Here is a 19,638-nt window from a genome sequence, read left to right on the forward strand (position 1 = left end):
GCCACGCGGTTTCGGGAGAGGGTCGCCGGGCATCGCTTGGGGCAACGTCCCCGTGAGTGAGATTGGCGCCCTCGACCGAGTTTCTTTGCTCGAACGGTATCCAGAGGCGTGGCTCGTCCACCGTCCTCGCATGGACAAGCATGGGCACGAAGCTCGGCTCCGAGGCTCCCGGGCACGCGATCACGGTCGAGAGGAACATGAGATTCGTCGGGATCGACATCGGTTCGGAGAAGCACGTCGTCGCCATCGTGGACGAGACGGGCAAGCCGCTGCGCAAGCCAATACCGTTCTCCGAGGACGCATCGGGCTACGAGCGACTGCGCTCGATGCTCGGTGAGGCGGCAGACGCATTCGTCGCGATGGAGGCGACCGGGCACTACTGGCAGAACCTGTTCGCGTTCCTCCACGCGGCGGGCTTCCAGATCGCGCTGCTGAACCCGACGCGCACGTCGCGGTTCGCGGCTGAGGACCTGCGCCGCGCGAAGACGGACGCGCTGGATGCGCTCGGCATCGCGCGGTTCGCGCAGCAGAAGCGGCCTGCCGCGACGCCGATGCCCGATGCAGCGACGCTCGAGCTGCGCGAGCTGATGCGTCTGCGCGACCGGCTGGTGCAGGACCTCGGTGACCGCGCGCGACAGGTCCATCGCGCGCTGGACCTGAGCTTCCCGGAGCTCACCGACCACGTGCGCGACGTGGCATCGGCCAAGGCCACTACGCTGCTCGTCGTGTGCCCGACCGCCGAGAAGTTCCGAGCAGCTGACCCGAAGGTCCTGGCTGAGCTGAAGTACGACGGGCGCCACGTCATCGGTCTCGAGCTCGCAAAGGCGCTCTGCGAGGCCGCCAAGACCAGCGTGGGCCGGCACCAGGGCACGCCCTACGAGCTGCAGATCCGCTACGCGTGCGAGGACATCGCGACGCTCCGGGCGCGCATCAGGAAGCTCGACGAAGACATCAGCCAGAGCCTGGATCGGCATGAGGTCGGCAAGCTGCTGACGACCATCGACGGCATCGGAGACAACACTGCGGCGCGCATGATCGCCTCGATCGACTTCGACGGCTTCAAGAGCGCCGCCGCGCTCGCGGCGTACGTCGGCGTCGCTCCGCTCGTGAACCACTCGGGCAAACGCCAGCCGCTGCGAGGCCACGCCTGCGCGATGGGCGACGCCGACCTGCGCGCCAAGCTCTGGATGCCGACGTTGCGCGCCGTGACCCACAACCCGTGGCTGAAGGCTTTCTACGCGCGCCTGGTCGCCGCCGGCAAACCGAAGAAGCTCGCGATCATCGCCGCGATGCGCAAGCTCCTCGGCGCCATCATGAGCGTGGCGCGCACGCGCACCCCGTTCGTGCCGAAGCTCGCGGCAGCCTGACGCTGCACTTCGAGCTTGCACGGCGTCACGGTATCTCACTCGTGATCGATCGAGGTCTCGTCCGAGGACGGCGCGTGCGCGTGCGCGCCCAGCAGCGGATCGCTGCGTCGCGCGCGCGGTGCGTCGATCACGTTGGGCAGCGAGGCGCGCACCGCGTCGATCAACACGTCGAGCTCGGCCGGCGCCGGGACGAAGCGAGCACCGAGCGCGCGCGCATCACGCGCGAACCCGCCCTCGGCGTCGTGCCCCGACACGAGCACCACCGGTACGCGCGGCTGCTCCGAGGACTGCCGCAGCGCGCGCAAGAAGCGCAGCGCGTCCTCGCTCCGCACACCCTCGCAGGTGACGACGACGTCGACGTGGAAGCTGCCCAGCACGGCGAGGGCCTGCGCGATCGTCGCGGTGCCGATCGGTCGCGCGCCGACTTGGCGCAGGCGCTCGAGGAGCGGCTCGACGTGCGCGGGCACGCCGTCCACCACGAGCACCGCCGGCGCGACGACCGACGGGGAAAAACGCGACACGCCCCCCGACATCCAGCTCCCTGGCAGAGTGGATCTGCGCCCGCACATGCCCGTCACAAGGCCCACGCGGACGCGCCCCGGTGGACACGAGGTCTCAGCGCTGCGACGTGCGGTAGAGCGCCATCTCCTCTCCGAGCGCGCGCTGCACCGCGGGACGTGCGCGCACCCGCGCGAGGTACGCGGTGAGCGAGGGCCACTTCGCGAGATCGATCGGCGTCGCGGGGGCCCAGCCGAGCACGGTCGACGCGTACGCGTCGGCGACGCTGAAGGCATCGAGCAGGAACACGCGGCGCTCGAGGTGCGCGGCGAGGAACGAGAGGCGCGCCTCGGACTTCGAGAGCGCGTAGGCGCGCACCGCGTCGGGCGCATCCCGATCGAGCAGCGGGTTGAGCACGGTCTTGTGCAGCTCGGTGCCGACGAAGCTGAGCCACTCGTGCAGCCTGCTGCGCCCGGCGGGATCGCGCGGCGCGAGGTGCGCCTCGGGGTGGCGATCCGCGAGGTGCTGGAGGATCGACGCGTTCTCGGTGAGGAGCGCGCCGTCGTCGGTGCGCAGCGCGGGCACGAGCCCGAGCGGATGCACCGCGCGGTAGTCGGTGCCGTCGGGCAGCGCCTTCGTGCGCGGCTCGACCGGCACGAAGCGCGCGTCGACGCCGATCTCGTAGAGCGTGATGCGAGCGGCCATCGAGCACGCGAGCGGCGAGAAGAAGAGCTCCATTCGGTTTCCTCCTGGTCGCCTCACTCTCCGCCGCGCGTCGCGATGCATCCAACGCATTGCTCTTGTAGAGTCGATGCGTGGAACGCATTGCCCACCGAGTCCCGGCCCCGCGCCTCGACGTGCGCGATCTGCGCGTCGTGATCGCGATCGCGGAGGCAGGAACGACCGCGAAGGCCGCGTCGCTGCTGCACCTGACGCAGCCCGCCGTGAGCCGCGCGCTGCTCGCGGCGGAGGAGCGCCTCGGCGTGCCGCTCTTCGCGCGGACGTCGCGAGGGCTGGTGCCGACCGCGGCGGGCGAGGCGCTGGTGAGCGGCGCGGCGCGCGTGCTGGTCGATCTCGGCGAGCTCGAGCGGCGCGTCGCGCTCCCGGCCACACCGCCGTCGCGCGTGCGGATCGTGTGCGAGTGCTACACGGCGTACCACTGGCTGCCGTCGACGCTGACCACGCTCCGGCGCTCGCTGCCCGACCTCGACGTCGCGCTCGCGGTCGAGCACACGGGGCGCCCGGTGCCGTCGCTCGAGGCGAGCGAGGTGGACGTCGCGCTGCTCACGACGTCGCAGGTGCCGCGCGGCATCGAGCAGAAGGCGCTCTTCAGCGACGAGATCGTGTTCCTCGTCGCGCGCACGCACCCGCTCGCCGCCCGGCGCGCGCTGACGCCCGACGATCTGCGCGCGCACACGCTGATCACGGGGCTCGCGCCGGCCGAGGAAGGGCGCTGGTTCATGCGCCGCGTGTTCGGTCGGGCGCGCCCGAAGCTGCGCTTCGATCGGCTGCCGCTCACCGAGGCGATCATCGACGTGACCCGCGCCGGCATGGGGATCGCGGTGCTCTCGGAGTGGATCGCGAGGCCGCACCTCGAGCGCGGCGATCTCGTCGCGATGCGGCTCGCGTCGGGGCCGCTGCGGCGTGGATGGCGGATGGCGTGGCGGCCCGAGGTCGCCGACGCCGCGGAGCGACTGCACGCGGCGCTCAGCGCGACCTCCACCGGACGCTGAGAAAGGGCGCGCGTGCGCGCGGATCACCAGCGCGGGTGCGCGGGATCGTGGAACGCGATCGGGGCCGCGAGACACGCGTCGGGGATGCCGAACGCGTCGACCAGCGGGACCGCGGCGTCGCGCAGCTCGCGCGCGATCTTCGGGACGAGCTTGCGGATCGCGCGCGTCTGACCTCCGTCGAGCTCGCCGTTCTCGACGAACCACGCCGCGCGCGCCTCGAGCGTCGCGAGCGCGTGGAGGTCGCGCAGCTTCGCGAGCCACGCGCGCGTGTCGTCGTCCGGCGCGCGATCGACCGCGCCCGCGATCGCGTCCATCACGCGCCGCTCCACGTGCGCCTCCGCGAGCGCGACGAGGTGCTCCTGCAGCTCCATGAGCACGTCCTGCGCGTCCATGCCCGCGTCGCTGCGCTTCTTCGCGCGCGCCGCGGCGCTGCGCAGCAGCGACTCCTCGCGCCATGCGAACGCGGCGCGCTGCATCTCGGGATCGCGCAGGCTCGCCTCGTCGGCGCGGTGCGCGCGGAACGGCGCCTTCTCGCGCATCGTCAGCACGGCCGCGGACGCGAGCGCGCGCACCAGCGCGACCGGCCCGCCGGTGAAGCGCTTCGCGTACCTCCCGAGCAGCTCGCGCGCGACGAGCTGCAAGAGCACCGTGTTGTCGCCCTCGAACGTCGTGAAGACGTCGGTGTCGCTCTTCAGATCGGCGAGGCGGTTCACCGACAGGTAGCCCTGCCCGCCGCACGCCTCGCGGCACGCTTGGAGCGTCCTCGTCGCGTGCCACGTCGCGATCGCCTTGAGCCCGGCGGCGTGCGCCTCGAGCTCGCGCGTGTCCTTCGCGCCCTCGCGCTGCGCGCGCAGATACGCCTCGCGCAGCTCGTCGATCGCGAACGACAGCGCGTACGTCGTCGCGAGCGGGATCAGCAACCTCCGTTGGTGCGTCGGGTACTCGAGGAGCAGCGTCTCGGGCTCCTTCGTCGGCCCGAATTGCCGGCGCTCCGACGCGTATCGGATCGCGATCGCGAGCCCGACCTTCGACGCCGACACCGCCCCCGCCGCGACCGACACGCGCCCTCCGACGAGCGTGCCGAGCATCGTGAAGAAGCGCTTGCCCGGGCTGGTGATCGCGCTCTCGTACGTGCCGAGGTCGGTGATGCGCGCGTGCCGCGAGAGCAGGTTCGCGCGCGGCACGCGCACGTGGTCGAACCAGATGCGCCCGTTGTCGACGCCGTTGAGCCCCATCTTGTGCCCGCAGTCGCCGGTGCGGACGCCGGGCAGCTCCTCGCCGTTCGCGTCGCGGATCGGCACCAGCACCGCGTGCACGCCATGTCGCTCGCCCGCGACCTCGAGCTGTGCGAACACCGTCGCCACGTGCGCGTCGCGCGCCGCGTTGCCCGCCCAGTCCTTGCGCGCGCTCTCGCTCGGCGTGTGCACGACGATTTCGTCGCTCTCGGCGTCGTAGCGCGCGATCGTCTCGAGGTCGGCGACGTTCGAGCCGTGCCCCACCTCGCTCATCGCGAAGCAGCCGAGCAGGCCCAGCGACGCGACCTCGTGCAGGTACTTCGCGCGCTGCGCATCGTCGCCCAGGAAGAAGATCGATCCGCCGAAGAGCCCCCACTGCACGCCGTTCTTGATCAGCAGCGAGAGATCGCCGTACGCGAGGGTCTCGAACGCCGCGAGGTACCCGCCGAGATCGGGCGCGTCGGTGGTCACGCCGGGATATGCGAGCGCGCCAATTCCGACCGTCTTCGCGAGCTCCTCGAGCCAGCCGAGCACCTTCGCGCGGTGCTCTTCCTTGGTCAGCCCGTACGCCGAGCGATGCGCGGGCTCGGCGAGGAACGCGCGGACCGTCTCGCGCACCGCGACGTGAGGTCCGTCGAGCATCGCGCGCATCGCGGCGACGTCGGGGCGCGGACCGCGCGCGAAGGGTCGCGGCGCGTCGTGCTCGTACGGCGTGATCACGTCGTCGAGCGCGTGCGCGGCGTCGAGCGCGAGCAACGACTCGATCTCCGCGAGCGCGTGCGCCGTCGCCTCGCACGCGTGGCCATCGACCATCGACGACGCGAGCTGCGCGAGCGAGAGCCGGCGCGTCGGACGCATCGTGCCGACGGAGCGCTCGAGCGTGCGCCGCAGCGTCGCGAGCTCCGCGGCGCTCGGAGGACGCGCCGGGTCGAGCCATTGCTCGAGCGCGATGCGCAGCGCGGGCTTCAGCCACGGCTGTGCCTCGAGGCGCTCGCGCAGCACCCGCACGTCGTCGGGCGAGAGCGCGTCGTCTGCCCACGCCACGTAGAGCATGGGCAGGAAGGGTTGGAGCTCGGGGGTCGCGAGCGCGCCGGTGCGGTCCATCGGCGGGGCACGTAGGCGCGGACGATCACCGCCGGCAGGAGGGTCCGCGGCTGGGGCGAGGCCGCATGCCCGCAAGGCCCACACTCGCCCACTGATCAGGTCGTCCTGGCCGATCGGGGAGGACCGACGGGCCGAGACTCGTCATAATCTCGTCCTTCGTGAGCACGACGTGAGCCGCCACGCGACTGCGATCATCTCGGGCTTCCTCCTCTGCGCGATCGGCGTCGCTGCGGCCCCAGCCGCCGCCCAGGAGCCGACGCCACCGCACCGAGCGCCGCCGCGCACGCGCATCGACGGCATCGCAGCGCCGATCACCGGCGGGCTCGCGGCGGCCGCGCTCGGCGCGGGGCTCGGCATCTACGTCGCGCCGACGTCGCAGCACTCCCCCGACGTCGGCGTGTGGCGCGGCGGCATCGTCGCCGACGAGCCGTTCCGCGACCTGCTGCGCGCGAGCAGCCCGCGCGGGATCAGCATCGCGGGCCACACGAGCGACGCGCTGATGCTCGGCACGATCGCGTACACCGCGCTCGTCGACTCGCTGCTCGTGCCGCTGGTGCAGGGCGATCTCGATCTCGCGTGGCAGGCCTCGCTCGCGCACTCGCTCGCGTTCGGTCTGACGCTCACCGCGGGCGGCATCGTGAAGCGCGTGACGAACCGCGCGCGCCCCTACGAGCGCGAGTGCGCCACGAACCCGAGCGCGCCCGGCTGCCAGTCGCACGACATCTACGAGAGCTTCTACAGCCTGCACACCGGGCTCGCCGCGACGTCCGCGGGCTTCTCGTGCGCGCTGCACCTCGAGCGCAACCTCTTCGGCGATCTGGGCCACGACATCGCGTCGTGCGGCGGCTCGATCGCCGCGGCGACGGTGACCGGGCTGCTCCGCGTCGTCGCGGATCGTCACTATCTCTCCGACGTCATCATCGGCGGGCTGCTCGGCTTCGCGGTCGGCTACCTCGTCCCGATGATCGTGATCCCGTCGCGCGCGTCGCGCCTCGAGGGGCTGAGCGACGAGCCGCGCTCCGACTTCGCGTGGTCGATCCTGCCGATGGCGTCGCCCGGAGACTCGGGCGGCTTCGCGGCGGGCGCGTCGGTGTTCGGCACGTTCTGATCGGAGCGCGCGCGCACACGCGACGAGCCTATCTGTCTCGTCGCGATGACGAGCACCGGCTGGTTCGCGCGGATGTCGCCGCCCGAGCGGCGCACGTTCTGGTCGTGCTTCTGGGGCTGGGCGCTCGATGCGATGGACGTCCAGATCTACAGCCTCGTGATCCCGACGATCATCGCGACGTGGGATCTCTCGACGCGCGAGGCCGGCGAGATCGCGACCGCGACGTTGCTGTCGTCGGCGCTCGGCGGATGGATCGCAGGCGCGCTCGCCGATCGCATCGGTCGGGTGCGCACGCTGCAGCTCACGATCCTCTGGTTCTCGATCTTCACGCTCGTGTGCAGCCTCGCGCAGACGTTCGAGCAGCTGCTCGTCGCGCGGACGCTCATGGGGCTCGGCTTCGGTGGCGAGTGGACCGCGGGCGCCGTGCTGATCGGCGAGGTGATCCGCCCCGAGCACCGGGGTCGCGCGGTCGGCACGGTGCAGTCGGGCTGGGCGGTCGGCTGGGCGCTCGCGCTCACGGCGCAGGTCGTGACGTTCCAGCTCTTCGAGCCGGAGATCGCGTGGCGCGCGCTCTTCGCGGTCGGCGTCGCGCCCGCGGCGCTGGTGCTCGTGCTGCGTCGCTTCGTCGCCGAGCCGCCGGTGTTCGAAGAGACGCGGCGGCGCGTCGGAGCGCGCGCGCGGCTGCGCGAGATCGTCTCGCGACCGCTGCTACGCATCACGGTGCTGACGTCGCTGCTCACGACCGGCGCGCAGGGCGGCTACTACGCGATCGCGACCTGGCTGCCGACGTACCTCGAGACCGAGCGCGGGCTCGGCTCGCTCGGCACCAGCGCGTACCTCGCGGTGGTGATCGCGGGATCGTTCGCCGGGTACCTCACGGGCGCGCACCTCGCGGATCGCATCGGGCGCCGCGCGCTGTTCTTCGTGTTCGCGATCGGCGCCGCGGCGATCGTCGTCGCGTACACGAGCGTCGAGCTCGACGACGGGTCGACGTGGACGCTGCATGCCGGCTGATCCGACCCCGCCGGGCGCCTGCGACGCGCACGCGCACGTGATCGGCGCGTCGATGAGCGCGGCGCGCAGCTACACGCCGCCCGAGGCCACCGTCGAGTCGTACCTCGCGATGCTCGACGCGCACCGCATCGCGCGCGGCGTGCTCGTGCAGATCAGCGTGCACGGCACCGACAACCGCGTGATGACGGACGCGGTGAGCGCCCACAGCGATCGGCTGCGCGGCATCGCAGTCGTGCACGCCGACGCGCCCGATGCGGAGCTCGCGCGCCTCGCGTCGTCGGGCGTGGTCGGGCTGCGGCTCAACACGGCGTTCGGCGGCGGCCCGAGCCTCGACGATCTCGAGCGCCTCGCGGCGCGCTGTCGCGAGCTCGACTGGCACCTCGAGCTCCTTCTCGATCATCGCGCGCTGCCCGAGCTCGCGCCGCGCCTCGAGCGACTGCCGGTGCCGTTCGTGCTCGATCACCTCGGGCACGTCCCGGTGTCGGCGGGGATCGCGCACCCCGCGGCCCAGGCGATGCTGTCGCTGCTGCGCGGAGCGCACTGCTGGGTGAAGCTCTCGGGCGCGTATCGCGTGTCCGCGACGGGCCCGCCGCATCGCGACACGATCCCGATCGTGCGCGCGCTCGTCGACGCGCGCGCCGATCGCCTGGTGTGGGGCAGCGACTGGCCGCACACCGCGCACGCCGGTCCGACGCCGCGGGTCGGCGCGCTGCTCGATCTGCTCCGCGAGCAGGTGCCCGACGCTGCGCAGCGCGACGCGATCCTCGTCGACAACGCCGCACGTCTCTACCGCTTCGGCGAGGGCGGGTGATCGAGGTACGCTGGGCGCGATGGCGGCGGCGCGCGTCGAGCCGATCGAGGCGCACGCCTCGGTCTCCGCGAGGCTTCCTCGCGGACGCTTCGTACCTCCAGCATCGACGTCGCACGTGCCCCGGCTGCGGAACCGCAGCGACCGCACGCGCAGGACCGGAATCGTCGACGCACGCCGCCGCCCTCTCCGATGACCGAGTGGACGTTCGACGCCGACGACCTGGACGAGGACGAGGAGGACGCAGATCCGCCGCCCGGCCCAGCCGAGCTGCGCTTGGCCCGCGCGCTCGCGCTCGCGTTCCTCGGCACCGACGGACGCCGGCGCGCGATGATCGAAGCCGCGCTCGCGACGCTGCACGTGCCCGACGAGGCGCGCGCACGCGCGTGGATCGGCGCGCTCGTCGCGCTCGTGCGGCGCACCTTCGATCCGCTAAGGCGCGCGTCGCTCGACGAGCTCACGACGACGATCGCGCATGGTCGCGCGCTCGCGCGACGCGACCGCGGCGTCCACGTGGTGCGCTGGGTGGCCACGCCCGGCGAGATGCGCGCGCCGCGATGGGACGTGCCGCGGATCGACACGGTGGGCGATCTCGCGCGCTGGCTCGACGTCGAGATCGGCGAGCTCGACTGGCTCGCGGATCGGCGCGCGATGTTGGTGCGCGCGCGCGTCGGCCCATTGCATCACTACGTGCGCACGTGGGTGCCGAAGCCGAGCGGCGGCGCTCGCCTCATCGAGGCGCCGAAGGCGCGGCTCGCCGCGATCCAGCGCCGCGTGCTGCGCGAGGTCCTCGAGCGAGTCCCGATGCACGACGTCGCGCACGGCTTCCGGCGCGGGCGCTCGGTCGCCACGTTCGTCGCGCCGCACGTCGGACGTGCCGTCGTGGTGCGCGTCGACCTCGAGGACTTCTTCGCGAGCGTCACGCGCGGCCGCGTGATCGGCATCTTCCGCAGCGCGGGCTACCCGGAGGAGATCGCGCGCACGCTCGCTGCGCTCTGCACCACGCGCACGCCGGCGTCGGAGATGCGCGGCATCGAGCACGCGGTGCGCGCGCGGCTGCGCGTCCCGCACTTGCCGCAGGGCGCGCCGACGTCGCCTGCGCTCGCGAGCCTCGCGGCGTTCCGTCTGGATGCGCGCATCGAGGGCCTCGCTCGCGCGGTCGGCGCGCGATGCACGCGGTATGCGGACGACGTCGCGCTCTCGTTCGAGCGCGATCGATCCCACGGCGCGATCGATCGTGTGATCGCGCGCATCGCCGAGATCGCGCGCGAGGAGGGCTTTGGCGTCGCGTCGCACAAGACGCGCGTCATGCGCCGCGGCGCGCGCCAGTCGCTCGCCGGCGTGGTGGTGAACGAGAGGCCCGCGGTCGCGCGCGAGGAGTACGAGCGACTGCGCGCGATCCTCCATCGCGCGGCGACGCGAGGCCCGAGCCCCGACGAGCTCGGGGCGCATCGCGATCTGCGCGCTCACCTCGCAGGGCGCATCGCGTGGATCGCCCAGTGGAGCGAGCGTCGCGGCGCGAAGCTGGCGGCCATGCTCGCCCGCATCGACTGGAGCGCGTGACCCGCGCTTCGCGGCTCACCCTCCCCGCTGCGATCGGGCATCCTTCGCGCGTGCTCCGCGTCGCGCTCCTGATCGCCCTCGTCGCGTGCTGCGTCGCGCCCGCGCCGACCCGTGCCCAGGAGCGCGCGCTCACCGACGCGATCACCGTCGACGGCCGCGATCCATGTCTCGAGGCCCCGCGGCTCGCGACCCAGGTCGGTGCCTGGCTCGAGCGCGACCGCATCGCCGACGCGCTCGGCGTCTCCGTTCGCACCGACGCGGGCGCCACGTCGTTCGTCATCACCCACGGCGGCGAGGAGGTCGCGACCCGCCGCTTCGATCGCCTGCCCTCCGAGTGCCCCGACCGCCGCGCCGCGGTCGCGCTCGCGATCGCGCTCGCGCTCGACGCCGCGATCCTCGAGTCCATCGGCATCCCTGCGCCCGCGCCCGCCGTCGCGCCGACGCCGACTCCCGATCCCACGCCGCCGCGCGTCGACCCGCCTCCTCCGCCGGCCGGAGAGCGCCCCGCGTTCTCGATCGAGCTCGAGGCGTGGCTCGCGCTCGAGCTCCTGCCCGACCCCGCGCTCGGCGGCCTCCTCGCGGTGTCGTGGATCATCGATCCGGGCGTGCGCATCCGTGGTGGCGTGCTCGCAACGCAGCTGGTCGGCGCCTCGGTCGTGCCCGGTGGCGCGGACGTCTCGCTCCTCACCGGCCGCATCGACGCGTGCGTCGATCGCAGCGTCCTGCCACACGTCCTGCTCGGTGGATGCGCCGGTGTGCTCGGCGGCGCGCTCCTCACGAGCGGACGCGATCTGCCGACCGTCTACGCGCCGGTGCTGCCCTGGGCCGGTGCCGCCGTGCGCGCGGAGCTGCGCTGGCTGCCCGTCGACCCGCTTGCGCTCACCATCGGCGCCGAGGGAGTGTTCTCCTTCGTGCAGCCCAGGCTCGACGTCGGCGACGGAACCGGTGGTGTGGTCGCGTCGCGCTCACTCTCGACGGCGGGGCTCGCCATCGTGATCGCGACAGCCTTGGTGATCGAATGAAGGCCCCCGCGACCCCCGGTCATGCAGCCATTGCGAGCACGGACGACGCGGAGCCGGAGCGAACCGGCGCCGCGGAGCTGTTCCGGGCGCATGCTGGCTTCGTGGCGGGTTTCCTCACGCGCATGGGTGCGAGCAACGTGGACGTCGACGATCTCACGCAAGAGGTCTTCCTGGTGGCGCACCGCCGCGGCGGTTACGTCGCCGGGCCCGCCCGTCCCACGACCTGGCTCGCGGAGATCGCGCTGCGCGTGCTCTCGACCCACCGCCGCACGAAGCGCCGCAAGCCCGAGAAGATGGCGGGCGACGAGCTCGACGCGATGATCTCGGATCGCGCGGCCGCCGACGACCAGGTCTCGGCGCGGCGTGCGCTCGCTCGCGTGCAGCGTTGTCTCGAGGGCCTCGACGAGGAGCACCGGGCCGTGTTCGTGCTCTTCGAGCTCGAGGGAGAGCCTTGCAGCGCCATCGCTGCGGCCCTCGGGATCCCCGTGGGCACCGTGTACTCACGGCTGCATCACGCCCGGAAGAAGTTCACCGACGCGTGGGGAGGGGGGACGCCGTGACCGATCGCGAGCTGCAAGATCCGCCGCGCCTCGTCGACGACCTCGGCACGCCGCCGGAGCTGCGCGACGCGCTCCGACGTTCGGCGGCGATCGTCCCGGCGTTCGACGCGAGCGGGGGCCTCGCGAAGCTGGAGCAGGCGATCCAGAGCGGCGGTGGAGCGACGGGAGCGGGGGGAGCGGCGGTGCTGGCGCGGCGGGGGCCGCCGGCGTCGCCGCGGTGGTGGTCGCGCTCGCGGTGATCGGCGGCGCGGTGGTGTGGGCCACGAGCGGGGGGGACACCGCGAGGGAGCCCGACGAGACCGCGGCCGACACCGCGAGCGTGACCGCCATCGAAGAGAGCGCGGCCGAGACCGAGGCCGAGATCCCGGCCGAGCCCGAGATCGCGCCCGAGGCCGAGGTCGCGGTGCCCGACGTGCCGGCGGTGCCCGAGCTCGAGGTGCAGCCGGTGCCGGGGGCGCGCCCGACCACGACACGTCGGGGCGACGACGCGCCGAGCGACGAGGACGCGCTCGCAGCGGAGATGCGCGAGCTCGCCGAAGCGCGCCGAGCGCTCGCGTCGGAGCCGGCGCGCGCGCTCGCGATCCTCGAGCGTGGCCGCCGCGAGCACGGCCCGCGCAGCCTGTTCGCGGAGGAGCGCGAAGCGCTCACCGTGCTCGCGCTCGCGGCCCTCGAGCGCGATCCCGAAGCGCAGCGCCGCGGCGAGCGCTTCCTGGCGGCGCACCCCGAGAGCCCGCACGCCGAGCGCGTGCGCCGCAGCATCGAGGAGTGATGTCGAGCGCGGCTATCCGCTCATCCGGATGAGCGGATAGCCACCTTCGCTCACGACACCAATCGAGTCCTCGCTGCCGGGACCCGAGCTCGTGCGCGCTTGACGCGCTTCGACGGCGCGCCCCACGATGCCCGGAATGGCGAGCGAAGAGCGCGCGCACGGCCCTGCGACCAAGGTCGCGATCCGGAACCTCTCGGCCCTCAAGCCCGAGCACCAGCAGCTCCTCCGCACGCTGCTGGCCGACGCCGGCATGGCGACCGCGACGCTCGAGACGCTGGTCGAGCATCTCCTCGAAGAAGAGGACACGCGGCTGCAGACCGCGCTCTCGCGCGTGAAGGCGGGGCACTCGACGGTCGAGGCCGCGTCGGCGGCGAGCGCGCGCCGCGGCGCGACGGTGGGCTCGCTGCGCACCGAGCGTGGAAGCGCGCCGGGCGGCGCGCGCGGCACCGTGGGATCGCTGCGCAAGTAACGTGGCGCGCACCATCGCGATCACGATCGCCGCGGCGCTGATCGCGGGGATCGCGGGCTACACGCTCGGCGCGTCGAGCGCACCGCAGGTGGCGATCGAGCCCTCGCCCGAGCCCGACCGCGAGCCGCGCGAGGAGGACGACGCGCTCGCGCTCGAGTCGGATCCCTCTGCGCTGCAGGCCTGTGAGGACCGACTCGCGTCCGCCGAAGCGGCGCTCGCGCTGCGACCGGCGCGCGCCGAGGGCCCTGCGATCGATCCCGCGACGCTGCCCGAGCCGGCGCGCGTGGCGCTCGAGTCGCCCGAGGTCTCGCGCGCCATCGACGCCGAGGTCGAGCGCCGCATGACCGAGCGCATCGAGCAGGAGCGCGCGCGCCGCGAGGCCGAGTGGGCGGCGCGTCGGGCCGAGCTGCGCGAGCGCCTCCGCGCGATCGGCATCGACGACGCGACGATGGGCGAGATCACGCCGACGCTCTGCGCGATCCGCGACGTGTACCGGCAGGCGTGGCAGGACCGGCGCGCGGGCGCTGGCGGCGGTGGCGGCGGCGATGCGGGCGTGCGCGGTGGACGGCGCGCGCTGCGCGAGGCGACGCGCCCGATGCGCGAGGAGGTCGAGCAGGCGCTCGGCCCCGAGCGGACGGCCCGCCTCGAGGACGAAGGCGGCATGCGCGCGCTGGGGATGGCCGCGGAGTGCGGCGACGGACCGCGCTGACGGCGCTGCAGCGACGCGCGCGTTCGTCTACTCTCGCGGCATGAACCAGAGCCCGCTCACCGACGAGCAGTGGGAGTTCCTGCAGCAAGAGGTCGTGCGTGAAGCGCGACGCACGTTGGTCGGTCGCCGACTCCTCGGCATCTACGGTCCACTCGGCGCCGGTCTCGAGTCGGTCGCGGTCGAGCAGTACGGCCCGGACGAAGACGCGGAGATCGAGTTCCTGAGCCGCACCGATCCCAAGCCGATCCACGGCGCGAACGAGGTCATCCTCCGCGTCCCGATCCTCTACAAGGACTTCGTCCTCCACTGGCGCGACGTCGCCTTCAGCAAGAAGCTCGGCGCGCCGCTCGACGCGTCGCGCGCGATCCGCGCGGCGCACGCGGTCGCGGATCGCGAGGACACGCTGATCTTCAACGGCGATCCGCGCCTCGGGATCGAGGGCCTGCTGAACGCGCGCGGGCGCAAGACGGTCGCGCGCAGCGACTGGACGAAGTACGGCAACGCGTACCGCGACGTCGTGCGCGCGACCGAGGTGCTGCTCGAGAGCAACCACCACCGCCCGTTCGCGCTCGCGGTGTCGGCGCAGGACTACGCGCGCCTGGTGCAGCAGCTCGAGGGCCAGTTCGCGCCGGAGATCGACTCGATCCTGCGCCTGTGCGACGACGGCGTGTACACCACGCCGACGATCCCGCAGGGCAAGGCGGTCCTGCTCTCGACCGGCGATCAGAACTTCGACATCGCGGTCACCGAGGACCTCACGATCGCGTACCTCGGCGAGCGCGATCAGGACTATCCATTCCGCGTCTACGAGTGCCTCGCGCTGCGCATCAAGCGCCCGAGCGCGATCTGCACGATCGAGTGAGCCTCGACCGGAGTGCTCGTCCCGCAGGTCCCGCACGGGAGCGCGCGAAGCGCGCAGACGGTAGGGACCCGCGGGCGAGCGACGCTTCTCGCGTCACTCGCCGTACGCCGCGATGTTCCCGTCGAAGCGATGCTCCATCGGGAACGGCGCGCTCGGCGGGCGCGGCACGGTCCAGCGGCTCATCTCGCGCGTCAGGCACTCCGTGAGCTGCGGGAACAGATCGCCCGCCGGGATCGCGCCGCGCATGCGACCGTCGGCCTGGATCGTCAGCTCGACGCGCAGCTGTCGCTCCGGGGACTCGAGCGCGCGCCGCGAGCGCTCGAAGCACGCGTGCACCGAGGGCTGATGCGACTCGAGCGCGCGCACGACCGACTCGCGATACGCCGCGGTGCGCGGATCGCCCGCCGCCCCGCCACCACCACCGCCACGCTGCTCGCGGAACGCGAGCTCGAGCGTCAGCGTCGTCGCGCGCGCCCGCGAGCCGAAGCGCAGCCCGCTCAGCGCGCGCTGCACGCATGCGCGCGCGTTCTGCTCGTCCGGACGCGCGTCACCGTCGAAGCGGACCTCGGTGACGCGGCCCGGCGGCGACACCGTGAGCACTGCATTCACCGGCCGTCCGATCAGCGGCGCGGCCTCGTTCGCGCACGCCGCGAGCGCCTCGGTGACGCGATTGGGCAGCTCGTCGAGCTGCGACTGCGGGATCGACGCGCCGCTCATCTCGTACCCGACCGCGGCGCCCGAGGCGGTGCGCGGGATGCCGGTCGCCGGACCGGGCGAAGCGGCGCTCCCTTGCGCGTGGGCCGCGCCGATCGGGGCGAGCATCGCGAGAGAGATCACCACGCTGGGGATGATTCGTCGCTGCATCACCCACCAATGTAGCCCCCGCGCGTCCGTTCATTCGATCCGCGGACGGTGTTCCCGTCCGTTCCGACGGGCCCGCGGATCGCACCGTCCCGCTGCGTGCTTGAATGACGGCGCACGTCCCACGCGTCTGAGGACCCATGCGCACCGCCTTCCTTCTCGGTCTCGCGCTCTCGTTGTCGTCGCTCGCGACCATCGCCCACGCGCAGGACCCCGCGGCGAGCGCGCGCACCGTCGCGCAGTGCCTGCGTGAGCACGACGAGCAGGTGCAGCGTCTGATGCGCCTGCTCGAGCAGGCCGAGACGCGCGCGCACGAGCCCGGGATCGCCGACGACGTCCGGCGCGACGCGGCCGCGTCGGTCACCGCGCTCGTCGATCGCATCCGCGCGCACGCGCAGCAGGTGCGGCACTGCATCGAGCGCAACCCGATCCCGGTGCACGTCGACGGCACGGTCACCGAGACCACCGCGGACCCCGCGCACGACTCGCTCGCCGCCGATCGCGGCACCGTGCACCAGATCGAGAGCGGCACCCAGCTCGCGCCCTCGGTGCGCGCGGTGCGCGGCGAGCGCGTCGACGGCTCGGGCCAGGCCCCGGACGAGAACGTGCGCGCCGCGATGCGCGGGATCGGATCGCGGCTCGCCGCGTGTTACGGCCAGTACCTCGATCGCGCGGCGCACCGCGCCGGCGAGGTGACGCTGACGTTCACCGCGAGCGACGGCGGGCGCGTCGGCAGCGCGCAGCTCGAGGGCGCGGGCGGCTTCGACACCACGATGCGCCAGTGCGTCGAGCGCGCCGCCGTCGAGATGGTGGTGCGCGGACAGCGCGGTCGCGCGGTGTACTCGTACGTCGTGCGCTTCGGCGACTGATCACGCGCCGGCGAGCTCGCGATCGATCTGCTCGCGACGCTGGAACGCCGGGCGCGCACGCACGCGCTCGAGGTACGCGTGCATCGCGGGCGTCGGCGTGATCGCCTCCACGATGCTCACCGCGTAGTGCAGCATCGCGCCGATCTGCACGTCGGCCGCGGTGAACCGGTCGCCGACGAGGTACGGCGACGCGGAGAGCGCGCGATCGACGTGTCGCACCGCGTCGTCGAGCGTGCCGAACGACACGCCCAGCGGCACGTACGACCAATCCGAGAGCCGCGCGGTGATCGCGGGGTCGAGCACCGCGTCGGAGTAGACGAGCCAGCTCAGGAACGCCGCGCGACGCGGGTCACCGAAGCGCGGGGCGAGCCCGGTCTCGGGGAAGCTCTCCGCGAGGTGCAGCGCGATCGCCGCGCGCTCGGTGATCGTCACGCCGTCCAGCACGACGGCGGGCACCTTCTTGTGCGCTTGGATCTCGCGGTACCCCTCGGGCGCGCCGCCGGTCGCGCGGATCGGCACGACGTCGAGCTGATACGGCACGCCGAGCTCCTCGAGGAGCCACACGGTCGACGACGAGCGCGAGTAGGGAGCGTGGAAGAGCTTGATCACGGTTCGTTCTCCTTCGAACCGGACGATGACCGGCGTCAGTGTCAGGTGATTGTCAGGATATGTCCGGCGCTCGATCCGCGCGCTACGACGCGGTCGTGCTCCTTCCTCCCGGGCTGTCCCGCGACGACGTGATCGCGCTCGAGCGCCGTCACGTCTGGCCTCCGTACACGTCGAGCGAGAAGCACGAGCAGCAGGAGCCGCTCGTGATCGTGCGCGGCGAGGGCGCGTGGATCGTCGACGCGAACGAGCGCCGCTACCTCGACGGAGTGTCGTCGTGGTGGACCTGCACGCTCGGCCACGATCCGCCGCGCCTGCGCCGCGTGCTGCGCGAGCAGGCGGAGCAGCTGATCCACGTCGCGGCCGGCGGCATCACCCACGCGCCGATCGCGCTGCTCGCGAAGGAGCTCGCCGAGGTCGCGCCCTCGGGCCTGACGCGCACGCACTTCAGCGACGACGGGAGCACGTCGGTCGAGGTCGCGATCAAGATCGCGTTCCAGCACTGGCAGCAGAACGGGCGCCCGAAGCGTCATCGCTTCGTCGCGCTCGCGGGCGCGTACCACGGCGACACGATCGGTGCGGCGAGCCTCGCGGCGCTCGAGGAGTTCAGCGGCGTGTTCGGCCCGCTGCTCTTCGACATCGTGCGCCCGCCGCCGCCCGACGAGGGATGGGACGCGGTGATCGATCACGTCGAGCGCGAGCTGCGCGCGCGCCCCGACGAGATCGCGGGCGTGGTGGTCGAGCCGCTGATCCAGGGCGCGGCCGGGATGCGCATGCACCCGCCCGAGGTGCTGCAGCGCCTGCGCGCGATCACCCGCGAGATCGACACGTTCCTGATCGCCGACGAGGTCTTCACCGGCTACGGCCGCACCGGGCACATGTTCGCGTGTCAGCGCGCGGGCATCACGCCGGACCTGATGTGCATCGCGAAGGGCTTCACCGCCGGCATCCTCCCGATGGCCGCGACGATGGCGACCGATCGTGTGTACGACGGGTTCCGCGGCGGCCCGTCACGCGCGCTGATGCACGGCCACACGTTCTGCGGGCACCCGCTCGGCGCGGCGATCGCGCGCGAGGTGCTCGCGATCTATCGCGACGAGAAGATCGTCGAGGGCGTCGCGCCGCGCGCCGCGACGATCGCGCGACGGTTCGCGAAGATCGCGGAGATTCCCGGCGTGCGGCGGGTGCGTCACCTCGGGACGATCGGCGCGGCCGACCTCGGAGAAGGCGGCTACTCCGGCGCGATGGGCCACCGCGTGTACGAAGAAGCGCTGCGCCGCGGCGCGTACCTGCGCCCGCTGGGCGACACCGTGTACGTCGCGCCGCCGCTGAACGTGACGTTCGAAGAGCTCGAGCTCCTGCTCGACATCCTCGAGGAGTCGATCCGCGCCGCCATCGCGTAGCCTGTCGCGATGATCGACTGGGACGCGCTGCGCTCGGGACGCGTCGACGGCCGCAGCGCCCGCGTGCGCGGCGCGCGCATCGGCGATGCGATCGGTGCGATCGAGCTCGACGCCTCGGTCCGCTACGAGTCGATCGCGAGCGGTCCGCGCAGCCACGGGACCGACGGCGCGTTCGACATCCTGCCCGACGGTCGTCGCGTGCCCGTCTCGCCCGAGACGCTGCGCGAGGAGGTCGCCGCTCGCGGCGGACGAGTGTTCGTCGCGGGCACCACGTTCGAGCTGCGCGACGGCGTCGTGCGACGCATCTGGGTGCGTGGACCGGGGCTCGAGGCCTTGCGCATCCGTGCCGAGGAGGAGATCGATCGCGCCTTCGGTCGTCCCGATGGTGTGGAGCTCGTGCTCGGGTGGCGCGTGCATCACTTCTTCGCGGCGGCGATCTCGATCGCGTGGGACGCCGCGACCGCGCGCGTCGAGCACGTCGCGTTCGGCGAGGTGATCTGGAGGCCGCGGGTGCTCGGCGCGATCGACGTGCTGCACGAGTGGCTCGGCTCGCCGCTGGCGGGCGATCCCACCGCGCGCGCGCCGAGCGACGGATCGCTCGCCGTGCGTCACGCGCGGGTGAACGCGCTGCTGCGCGCGTTCGAGCTGGGATCGCCGCAGAGCTTCGCGCGCGGTGAGTTCCTGCGGGCGCGCGCGCTCGACGCCCATCCGCGCGCGCTCGCGAGGCTCGCGAAGCACGCCGGAGACCGTCGACCGCGGGATTTCTCTCTCGTGATCCTGTTCACCACGCTCATGCGTTACCGCCGAGACGCCGACCGCGTGGTCCGCGGAAGCGAGGGATGGCTCGAGGCGGGCGACGCAGGCGTGCTCACCGCGCTCGCGCTCCAGGACCGCGCGAGCCGCGCGCTCGGAGCCGCGCTCGTCGACATCGACGACGTGCTCGCGGAGCTGATCGCGCCCGACGGGCGAACGTTCACCGAGCCCGATCTCGTCGCGCGCTGGGGCTGGCCCGACGTCGATCTCTTGCACCTGCGAGCCCAGGAGCTCTGATCAGCGCCCGCGATCGCGCCGATCGTGT

At 73.0% G+C, this 19,638-nt stretch carries 21 protein-coding genes; 16 read left to right on the forward strand and 5 right to left on the reverse strand.

Translation table 11 applies throughout. The features are described 5' to 3' along the window. Nucleotides 1-62: 62 nt before the first annotated feature. Nucleotides 63-1,367, forward strand: a complete 1,305-nt coding sequence (locus DB32_RS36880) for an IS110 family RNA-guided transposase (RefSeq protein ID WP_157069877.1) — start codon at nt 63-65, stop codon at nt 1,365-1,367. Nucleotides 1,368-1,402: 35 nt separating this feature from the next. Here the strand turns inward: DB32_RS36880 and DB32_RS36885 are convergent, their stop codons facing one another. Both DB32_RS36885 and DB32_RS36890 read right to left on the reverse strand, forming a co-directional pair. After that, nucleotides 1,403-1,888 (reverse strand): DNA-binding transcriptional response regulator, encoded by a 486-nt coding sequence (locus DB32_RS36885; protein ID WP_157069880.1) that lies wholly within the window; start codon nt 1,886-1,888, stop codon nt 1,403-1,405. A gap of 94 nt (nt 1,889-1,982) precedes the next feature. After that, a complete protein-coding gene (locus DB32_RS36890) occupies nt 1,983-2,603 on the reverse strand; it encodes a glutathione S-transferase N-terminal domain-containing protein (RefSeq protein ID WP_053237345.1) in 621 nt (206 codons plus the stop codon). Nucleotides 2,604-2,680: 77 nt separating this feature from the next. Here DB32_RS36890 and DB32_RS36895 point away from each other — a divergent pair, with 77 nt between their 5' ends. Continuing rightward, nucleotides 2,681-3,598 carry a LysR family transcriptional regulator gene (locus DB32_RS36895; RefSeq protein ID WP_053237346.1) on the forward strand — a complete coding sequence of 306 codons (918 nt, stop codon included), beginning with the start codon at nt 2,681-2,683 and terminating at the stop codon, nt 3,596-3,598. A 23-nt stretch (nt 3,599-3,621) separates the two neighbouring features. Here DB32_RS36895 and DB32_RS36900 read toward each other — a convergent pair whose 3' ends face one another. Beyond that, on the reverse strand, nt 3,622-5,937 hold the full coding sequence (locus DB32_RS36900) for an acyl-CoA dehydrogenase family protein (RefSeq protein WP_053237347.1): 2,316 nt from the start codon (nt 5,935-5,937) through the stop codon (nt 3,622-3,624). 169 nt (nt 5,938-6,106) lie between these two features. On the opposite strand from DB32_RS36900, the gene DB32_RS47545 reads away from it, so the two are divergent. From DB32_RS47545 to DB32_RS36955, 11 genes are all read left to right on the forward strand, one after another. Beyond that, entirely contained in the window at nt 6,107-7,045 is a 939-nt protein-coding gene (locus DB32_RS47545) for a phosphatase PAP2 family protein (RefSeq protein ID WP_053237348.1), read from the forward strand. 45 nt (nt 7,046-7,090) lie between these two features. After that, nucleotides 7,091-8,059: an MFS transporter gene (locus tag DB32_RS36910; RefSeq protein ID WP_053237349.1), complete on the forward strand. Its 969-nt coding sequence runs from the start codon at nt 7,091-7,093 to the stop codon at nt 8,057-8,059. Next, a complete protein-coding gene (locus tag DB32_RS36915) occupies nt 8,049-8,870 on the forward strand; it encodes an amidohydrolase family protein (RefSeq protein ID WP_053237350.1) in 822 nt (273 codons plus the stop codon). Before DB32_RS36910 ends, DB32_RS36915 begins: the two co-directional genes overlap by 11 nt. A 189-nt stretch (nt 8,871-9,059) precedes the next feature. After that, nucleotides 9,060-10,430, forward strand: a complete 1,371-nt coding sequence (locus DB32_RS36920; RefSeq protein WP_053237351.1) for a reverse transcriptase family protein — start codon at nt 9,060-9,062, stop codon at nt 10,428-10,430. Next, nucleotides 10,427-11,452, forward strand: coding sequence for a hypothetical protein (locus DB32_RS47550; protein WP_157069885.1), 1,026 nt, complete (start codon nt 10,427-10,429; stop codon nt 11,450-11,452). The genes DB32_RS36920 and DB32_RS47550 overlap by 4 nt, the downstream gene beginning before the upstream one ends. Continuing rightward, the gene (locus DB32_RS36930) at nt 11,449-12,012 is read left to right on the forward strand and encodes an RNA polymerase sigma factor (RefSeq protein WP_075097712.1); all 564 of its coding nucleotides are present in this window, start codon (nt 11,449-11,451) and stop codon (nt 12,010-12,012) included. Before DB32_RS47550 ends, DB32_RS36930 begins: the two co-directional genes overlap by 4 nt. Continuing rightward, nucleotides 12,009-12,251 (forward strand): hypothetical protein, encoded by a 243-nt coding sequence (locus DB32_RS47555; protein WP_053237354.1) that lies wholly within the window; start codon nt 12,009-12,011, stop codon nt 12,249-12,251. Before DB32_RS36930 ends, DB32_RS47555 begins: the two co-directional genes overlap by 4 nt. Continuing rightward, nucleotides 12,230-12,781: a hypothetical protein gene (locus tag DB32_RS47560; RefSeq protein ID WP_157069887.1), complete on the forward strand. Its 552-nt coding sequence runs from the start codon at nt 12,230-12,232 to the stop codon at nt 12,779-12,781. The genes DB32_RS47555 and DB32_RS47560 overlap by 22 nt, the downstream gene beginning before the upstream one ends. A gap of 136 nt (nt 12,782-12,917) precedes the next feature. Next, the gene (locus DB32_RS36945) at nt 12,918-13,250 is read left to right on the forward strand and encodes a hypothetical protein (RefSeq protein ID WP_053237356.1); all 333 of its coding nucleotides are present in this window, start codon (nt 12,918-12,920) and stop codon (nt 13,248-13,250) included. A gap of 1 nt (nt 13,251) precedes the next feature. After that, on the forward strand, nt 13,252-13,959 hold the full coding sequence (locus tag DB32_RS48785) for a hypothetical protein (RefSeq protein WP_053237357.1): 708 nt from the start codon (nt 13,252-13,254) through the stop codon (nt 13,957-13,959). Nucleotides 13,960-13,999: 40 nt separating this feature from the next. Further along, nucleotides 14,000-14,821 (forward strand): family 1 encapsulin nanocompartment shell protein, encoded by an 822-nt coding sequence (locus DB32_RS36955; protein WP_053237358.1) that lies wholly within the window; start codon nt 14,000-14,002, stop codon nt 14,819-14,821. A 93-nt stretch (nt 14,822-14,914) separates the two neighbouring features. Here the strand turns inward: DB32_RS36955 and DB32_RS36960 are convergent, their stop codons facing one another. Next, nucleotides 14,915-15,685: a hypothetical protein gene (locus tag DB32_RS36960; protein WP_053237359.1), complete on the reverse strand. Its 771-nt coding sequence runs from the start codon at nt 15,683-15,685 to the stop codon at nt 14,915-14,917. A 137-nt stretch (nt 15,686-15,822) separates the two neighbouring features. Between DB32_RS36960 and DB32_RS36965 the strand changes: the two genes are divergently transcribed. Next, on the forward strand, nt 15,823-16,551 hold the full coding sequence (locus DB32_RS36965) for a hypothetical protein (RefSeq protein WP_053237360.1): 729 nt from the start codon (nt 15,823-15,825) through the stop codon (nt 16,549-16,551). On the opposite strand, the gene DB32_RS36970 is transcribed toward DB32_RS36965, so the two are convergent. Next, nucleotides 16,552-17,160, reverse strand: coding sequence for a glutathione S-transferase family protein (locus DB32_RS36970; protein ID WP_053237361.1), 609 nt, complete (start codon nt 17,158-17,160; stop codon nt 16,552-16,554). It abuts the gene before it with no gap. Nucleotides 17,161-17,255: 95 nt separating this feature from the next. Between DB32_RS36970 and bioA the strand changes: the two genes are divergently transcribed. Both bioA and DB32_RS36980 read left to right on the forward strand, forming a co-directional pair. Beyond that, entirely contained in the window at nt 17,256-18,560 is a 1,305-nt protein-coding gene (gene bioA / locus DB32_RS36975; RefSeq protein ID WP_240481295.1) for an adenosylmethionine--8-amino-7-oxononanoate transaminase, read from the forward strand. 9 nt (nt 18,561-18,569) lie between these two features. Continuing rightward, nucleotides 18,570-19,610, forward strand: coding sequence for a hypothetical protein (locus DB32_RS36980; protein WP_053237362.1), 1,041 nt, complete (start codon nt 18,570-18,572; stop codon nt 19,608-19,610). Nucleotides 19,611-19,638 lie beyond the last annotated feature (28 nt).

The sequence above is a fragment of the Sandaracinus amylolyticus genome (assembly GCF_000737325.1).
Taxonomy (GTDB): domain Bacteria; phylum Myxococcota_A; class Polyangia; order Polyangiales; family Sandaracinaceae; genus Sandaracinus; species Sandaracinus amylolyticus.

Bases quoted from the DNA above. Each gene is read 5' to 3' on its own strand.
- DB32_RS36955 (WP_053237358.1), top strand. From the start codon at position 14,000: ATGAACCAGAGCCCGCTCACCGACGAGCAGTGGGAGTTCCTGCAGCAA.
- DB32_RS36920 (WP_053237351.1), top strand. From the start codon at position 9,060: ATGACCGAGTGGACGTTCGACGCCGACGACCTGGACGAGGACGAGGAG.
- DB32_RS36960 (WP_053237359.1), bottom strand. From the start codon at position 15,685: ATGCAGCGACGAATCATCCCCAGCGTGGTGATCTCTCTCGCGATGCTC.
- DB32_RS36900 (WP_053237347.1), bottom strand. From the start codon at position 5,937: ATGGACCGCACCGGCGCGCTCGCGACCCCCGAGCTCCAACCCTTCCTG.
- DB32_RS36890 (WP_053237345.1), bottom strand. From the start codon at position 2,603: ATGGAGCTCTTCTTCTCGCCGCTCGCGTGCTCGATGGCCGCTCGCATC.
- DB32_RS36980 (WP_053237362.1), top strand. From the start codon at position 18,570: ATGATCGACTGGGACGCGCTGCGCTCGGGACGCGTCGACGGCCGCAGC.
- DB32_RS36965 (WP_053237360.1), top strand. From the start codon at position 15,823: ATGCGCACCGCCTTCCTTCTCGGTCTCGCGCTCTCGTTGTCGTCGCTC.
- DB32_RS36910 (WP_053237349.1), top strand. From the start codon at position 7,091: ATGACGAGCACCGGCTGGTTCGCGCGGATGTCGCCGCCCGAGCGGCGC.
- DB32_RS36945 (WP_053237356.1), top strand. From the start codon at position 12,918: ATGGCGAGCGAAGAGCGCGCGCACGGCCCTGCGACCAAGGTCGCGATC.
- DB32_RS36930 (WP_075097712.1), top strand. From the start codon at position 11,449: ATGAAGGCCCCCGCGACCCCCGGTCATGCAGCCATTGCGAGCACGGAC.
- DB32_RS36915 (WP_053237350.1), top strand. From the start codon at position 8,049: ATGCCGGCTGATCCGACCCCGCCGGGCGCCTGCGACGCGCACGCGCAC.